The following is a 6866-nucleotide window of genomic DNA, read 5'->3' on the forward strand; positions in this document are numbered from 1 at the left end:
AGAAGTGGCGCACGCCACAGTTGTAAACGGCCTGTGAAGAGACGGTTGCTGTCGATCAGCCCGGTTTGAGGGACTGTCGGCGGAACAGGCATTCCACTTAGCGTGCAGCTTTGACCTGGCCTTGCGCGGCTTTCACTTTGTCATGCCCGGGGCCACGGTCGCTTTGCTTTCCACTTGTGCCGGGACCGGGTCCCGGCCTCTTTGGGTTGGGGATGGTCCGTGCGACTTGCGCGCAGACAGGGGAAGAACGCCTCATGGGCGTTGGCCGTGGCGCTGGCGGCATCGTTGCTGGCCGCGCCCGCCGCCGAGGCCGCCGGCACGGCCAAGGCCGCGACGGCGGGGCGGAAACAGCCGGTGAACGTGCCCGCGCAGGCGGCCGGCGGCGTTCCGCGTGACGGCGCGGAGCCGACGCAGACCAAGCCCATCCGCCCGGTGTGGCCCAAGGCGGCCCGTGCCCGCCTCGCCCTGTCCGGTCTGAAGACGGGCAGGACGCTGCCGGTGACGCCCTCCGGCAGCACCTCTGCGGCCGGGGCCACCGTGCACGTGGGACCGGCTCCAGCGACGGCCCTGACCAAGCGGCGGTCCGCGATCGCGACGCCGGCCCCCACGGACGTCGACGTCAAGGTCCTGGACCGCGCCCAGCTGAAGCGGACGAGCGGCATCGGGCTCGGCGTCCAGGTCACCCGCCGCGACGGCCGCGGTACTCCCGGCCCGGTCAACGTCTCGATCGACTACTCGAAGTTCAAGTACGCCTACGGCGGCAACTTCGCCTCCCGTCTGCGGCTGGTCGCCCTGCCCGCCTGCGCCCTGACCACGCCGAAGGCGAAGGGCTGCTCGACGGCCGACCCCCGCCCCGTCCCGGTCATCAACGACGTGGCCAAGGGCACCCTCACGGCGACCGTGCAGGCGGATCCGGACCCCCAGACCGAGATTTCGGTCATCCAGCCCGACCAGCGGACGAAGTCCACCTTCCAGTCCTCGGCCATGACCACGTCCGCCACGTCGGGCGGCACCGTCTACGCCCTGGCCCCGGGCTCGTCCTCGGACGCCGGTGACTACCGGGCCTCGTCCCTGAAGCCCTCCGGCTCCTGGAACGTCTCCGTCGGATCCGGCGCGTTCACCTACAACCTGCCGATCGAGGCGCCCAAGCCGCCCGCGGGCAGCGCGCCGTCGCTGGCGCTGTCGTACAACTCGCAGTCCGTCGACGCGCTCACCTCGGCGCAGAACACCCAGGCGAACTGGGCGGGGCTGGGCTGGGAGCTGGGCGGTATCGGCTTCATCGAGCGCCGCTACCGGGGCTGCCAGGACGACGGCACCGGGACCGGCTGGGTCGGTGACCTGTGCTGGGACTCCCCCAACTCCACCAATGAGCCGGACGGCGCCGTCTACGTCATCAACTTCAACGGCATCAGCTCCAACCTGGTCCAGGACAACAACGGCACCGGCTCCTACCACGTCCAGGACGACCCGGGCTGGCGGGTGCAGCACCTGACCGGCGGCCACGGCTCGGACGACGAGTACTGGGTGATATCCACCCAGGACGGCATGCGCTACTACTTCGGCTGGGGACGCTCCGAGCGCACCGACGCGGCCACGGACTCGGTGCTGACCGTGCCCGTCTTCGGCAACAACCCGGGCGAGCCCGGCTACAACGGCGGGGTCGGTGTCAGCACGCAGGCCTACCGCTGGGGCCTGGACCGCGTCGTGGACGCCGACGAGGTGGAGACCTCCTACTTCTACGACAAGGAGCAGAACCACTACCGCTCGGTCCTGCTGAGCGACCAGGCGCGTGTCTACGACTCCGCCGCCTACCCGGTGCGCATCGAGTACGGCTGGGCCTCCCAGATCCCGGGCGCCCAGCTGCCGGCCAAGGTCGACCTGCGCTACGTGGGCCGGTGTGTGGAGCGGATGGCGGACAAGGATCCGCTGGCGAGCGAGCCGGCGGACTGCCCGGGCATCTCCGGCAACCCGGACTCCTACCCGGATGTGCCCACGGACCTGATGTGCGACGGCACGTCCGCCGACGACGGCTGCAAGACGATCACGGGTGAGACGTACTCGCCGACGTTCTTCGCCACGAAGATGCTGTGGGACGTCAAGACCTTCGTCCGGGACAACGACTCCTCGCCGTGGGACCCGGCGATGCAGTACCAGATGAAGTACGGGCTGCCCAACCCCGAAGGCACCATCGACAACACCCTGTGGCTGGACTACGTCCAGCGCCGGGGGTACGGCGACGGTGACGACATCACCCTGCCCACCATCAATATCAACGGTGAGTGGCGGGACAACCAGCTCGGCGGCGGCACCCTCAACTTCCGCCGCGTGACGCAGATCCACGGCGACCTGGGTTCGTTCGTCGACGTCACCTACCGCAACTATGACGACCAGGACACCTGCGACATCGACAATCCGCCTTCGGAGTCGAACAACACCCAGGCCTGCTTCAAGCAGCGCTGGCTGCCCGAAGGGGCGACGGCTGAGAAGACGGGCTGGTTCAAGAAGTACGTGGTCTCCAAGGTCAGCGTCGACCCGGGCCCCGGAGCGGGAGCGAACAACGACGGCGACCCGGTGATGACCACCACCTACGACTACGTGGGCAAGCCCGCCTGGGCGTTCCCCAACGACCCGCTGACCAAGGACGAGTACGAGTCCTGGACCGACTGGCGCGGCTACCAGCAGGTCGAGGTCCACACCGGCACCAAGTCCAACGCCGCCTCCACCTACTACTGGCTGTACCGCGGCATGGACGGCGACCGCACGTCCAAGACCGACCCGTCCGCCACCCGCGACGTCACGGTCGACGACGGCGACAGCGGCAGCGCGGCCGTCCCGGACGACGCGTGGCTGAGCGGCAAGGTCCTGGAGACCAGCGACCGTGACGGCTCCGGGCAGTCGCACAAGCGGGTGTGGCACAAGTACTGGGTGCACGACACCGCCCAGTACGAGGGCCTGCCCGACGCCCGGTTCGTCCGTGACTCGCAGGTCACCACGGACGAGCTGACCTCCAGCGGCTGGCGCGAGCACACCGTCAAGGACGAGTACGACGACGCAGAGCCGGCCAGCACCAAGTACGGCCTGCCGATGCGCACCAACGACTGGGGCCTGTCGGCGACCGACGACAACCGGTGCACCACCTACGGCCGCGCCTACAACACCGACTACTTCACCGACTCCCAGGTGCAGCGCTGGATGGTGCTGCCCGACGAGACCCGGCACTACGCGGAGGACTGCGCCAAGCGGGCGTCCGCCAACCAGGACTCGTACGAGGTGACCCTGTACGACAACGCCACCTCGGTCGACACCAACAAGCCGTCCGACGGCCACCCGACCACCGTGCGCAAGTACACGGACGCCGCCGACTACCGCGAGACGACAGCCGGCTTCGACCAGGCCGGCCGCCAGACCAGCACCACGGACGGCAAGCACAGGACCACCACGACCACGTACCAGCCGACCACGTCCTGGCCGGTGAACGGCGTCAAGGTGACCACACCGGACCCGGACGGCAGCGGCGGCCCGGCGGCACCTCAGTCCACCACCACGTGGTACTCGCGCCTGTGGGGCAGCCCGTACCGCGTCGAGGACGCCAACGGGCAGACGACCCGGATCGTGCTCGACTCCGTGGGACGCATCTCGAAGGTGTTCAAGCCCTCGCAGATCGCCGCTTACCCCAGTGGCACACCGTCCCTCCAGTACGACTACACCGTCACCACCTCGGACAACAGCGAAGGCGTTCCGGACCTCGTCTCCGCCGTCCCGCCGCGGATCACCACGAAGACCCTGCTGGACTCCAGCGGGAAGATCGCGACGGAGTACGAGTACGTCGACGGCCTGGGCCGCACCCGCGAGACGCAGAGCCCGGCACCGACCGGCACCGGGCGGACCGTGGTCTCGACCCGCTACGACACCTCCGGCAACGTCACCGGCACCAGCGCCGCCTTCTCCAACTCATCAGGCGCCGGCACGGGCATGGTCCTGCCGACCGTGGACAGCCTGCCCTCCTACACGGACCTGGTCATCGACTACGCCGGCCGCACCACCGAGTCCCGGATCATGGTGAACGGCGATCCGCAGGCCCAGGGTCAGACGATCACCAACTACCACGGCGACTACACCACCACCATGCCCGCCGCCGGTGAGCGCACCAACACCTACACCGATGTGTTCGGCCAGGTCAGCAAGGTCGTCGAGTTCGGCCCGTCGACGTACACGACGTCGTACGAGTACACCCGCAGCGGCAAGCTCTCCAAGATCACCGACGCGAAGGGCAACATCACCACCTACGCGTACAACTGGCTCGGCGAGCGCATCGGCGGCAAGGACCCCGACAGCGACCCGAACGGCATCGCCGCCACCACGTACGACGCGAACGGCAATGTCGACACGGTCAAGGACGGCAACGGCACCGTCCTGACCTACGCCTACGACGCCCTCAACCGTCTGCTGACCGTGCAGAACGGGGCGACCGTGCTGACCCGCAACACGTACGACAGTGCCCCGGGCGGCATCGGTGAGCTGGCGACGTCGACCTCCTACAAGGGCAGCAACGCCTACACCAGCGCCGTCAACTCGTACGACGCCGAGGGCAACGTCACCGAGTCGCAGACGACGGTCCCCGCCGACGGCAGCGGCCTGCAGGGCACCTACAAGACGGCCTACACCTACAACAGGGCGGGGCAGCAGACCAGCGTGACCTACCCGGCCGTCGGCGACCTGCCGAAGGAGACCGTCACCACCCAGTACGACGCCTACGGCAACCCGGAGAAGGTCACCAGCGACCTCGGCAACGCGGTCTACATCGACTCCACCGGTTTCGACACCGTGGGTCGTCTGACCGACCGCACCTACGGCACCCCGGCCACGACCACCACCACGGCACGCCGCTCCTACACCTACGACGACACCAACGGCACCGGCTGGCTGAAGAACATCACCTCGACCACCAGCACGAAGGGCACCGTCCAGAACGACGACTACCGGCGCGACAACGACGGCCAGACCACCGACCTGGCCGACCGGATCACCGGACAGCACCAGTGCTTCTCGTACGACGAGCTGAACCGACTCGCGCGTGCCTGGACTTCGGGGGCGACGACCGGCTGCGCCGGTCCCTTCCTGCCCGACTCGGGCACCGGACAGGATCCCTATCAGCTCGACTACGGCTACGACGGCATAGGCAACCTGCAGAAGGTCACCAGCACCACGGCCTCCGGCAGCAGCGTCCGCGACTACGTCTACCCCGGCTACTCCGCCGACCAGTCGACGTACACCCCGGGAGCGCCCCGCCCGCACGCCGTGGCGAGCGTGAAGACGCCCACCGGCACCGACGGCTATTCCTACGACGACGCCGGCCGGCTCATCAGCCGCACCGTGGCCGGGGCCAAGACCGACATCGCCTGGAACGCCCTGAACCAGGTCACCGCGACCAGCGGACCCAAGACCACGGGCTACGTCTACGACGCCTCCGGCAACCTCCTGCTGCGCACCTCCCCGGACGAGAACGTCCTGTACCTCTCGGGTCAGGAGGTCCACAAGAGGACCGACGCCACTCCGAAGGCCACGCGGTACTACAGCGACGGCTCCTCCACGGTCGCCTCGCGCACCGCGGTGGACCCGACCACCAGCAAGCTGAGCTGGATCATGTCGGACGATCAGGCGTCGACCCAGCTGACCGTCGACACCGCCACGGGCACCGCGCAACGGCGTCGCTACCTGCCCTTCGGCGCCCAGCGCGGAAGCACCTCCCTGCCCGCCGCCACCGACCGCGGCTTCCTGGGCAAGCCGGAGGACGACACCGCGGGTCTGTCCATCCTGGGCGCCCGCATGTACGACGCGTCGCTCGGCCGGTTCCTCAACCCGGACCCGCTGAGCACGCCGTACCAACCGCAGACCCTCAACGCCTACTCGTACTCGGCCAACAACCCCATCGCCTACAACGACCCGAGCGGCCTCATCGGGGGCCGCACCCCGGACGGCGGCGAATGGGCCCTCGTGGACACGGGCGACCTGGGCGGCGGGAACAGCACGAGCACCGGCACAGGTTCCGGCACGAGCACCGGGACCCCGACGTGCAACACCGGGTACAACATCTCCTCCTGCCCGATGACCCCGTACCAGGGGAACTGGGGAGAAGCGGCCCCGGCCGCGCCGGAGATCCCCAAGGCGGCACAGAAGGAGATCGATGTAGCGGCCTGCGGCTGGATTCCCATCCTCGGAACCGGTTGTGATCTCTACGATCTGAAGCGGGCCATCACCGACGGCAACGGGTGGGACGTCGCTGCCGCCGGGATCGGATTCCTCCCGTTCGGCGATATCGCCAAAATGCCCAAGGCGACCAAGCGGATCAAGGACGCGGTGAAGCTGTCCCGGCCCGCGAAGATGGCGCAGGACATGGCGAAGTGGAAGAACCGCTCGCTCACCATCGGGGGTGAGAAGTTCCTCCTGGACGCGTCCGGAATGAAGCACATCCTGTCCCGTCATCACCCGAAGTACTGGGACGGCACCGTCAAGAAGAAGCAGTCCTTCTTCGACAAGGACATGTCCATCGATGATGTCGGTGATGCGATCACCCACATCATCCGCGAAAAGCGTGATGACGTGATCGCCAAGGGTGGCGCATCCGGCTCGTACCAGATCAGGGGCGAGTACAATGGCGAGAGCTATGTCGTCGGACTGAACAACGGCAGGGTGGGTCAGTTCTACCCCGAGTATTAGCCGTTGCCCGTTCGCAGCTCAGCGGCGCCGCCCGGCTCCCCGGCCCACCGGGGAGGGGGGGGGGGGGGGGGGGGGGGGGGGGGGGGGGGGGGGGGGGGGGGGGGGGGGGGGGGGGGGGGGGGGGGGGGGGGGGGGGGGGGGGGGGGGGG

General features: G+C 68.7%; 1 protein-coding gene. It reads left to right on the top strand.

What is annotated here, in order from left to right; genetic code table 11:
• Positions 1-219: 219 nt before the first annotated feature.
• Positions 220-6717 carry an RHS repeat-associated core domain-containing protein gene (locus tag ACGFRF_RS17945; RefSeq protein ID WP_393740856.1) on the top strand — a complete coding sequence of 2166 codons (6498 nt, stop codon included), beginning with the start codon at positions 220-222 and terminating at the stop codon, positions 6715-6717.
• Positions 6718-6866 lie beyond the last annotated feature (149 nt).

It is taken from the genome of Streptomyces sp. NPDC048521, from assembly GCF_043199855.1.
In the GTDB taxonomy this organism is placed as follows: domain Bacteria; phylum Actinomycetota; class Actinomycetes; order Streptomycetales; family Streptomycetaceae; genus Streptomyces.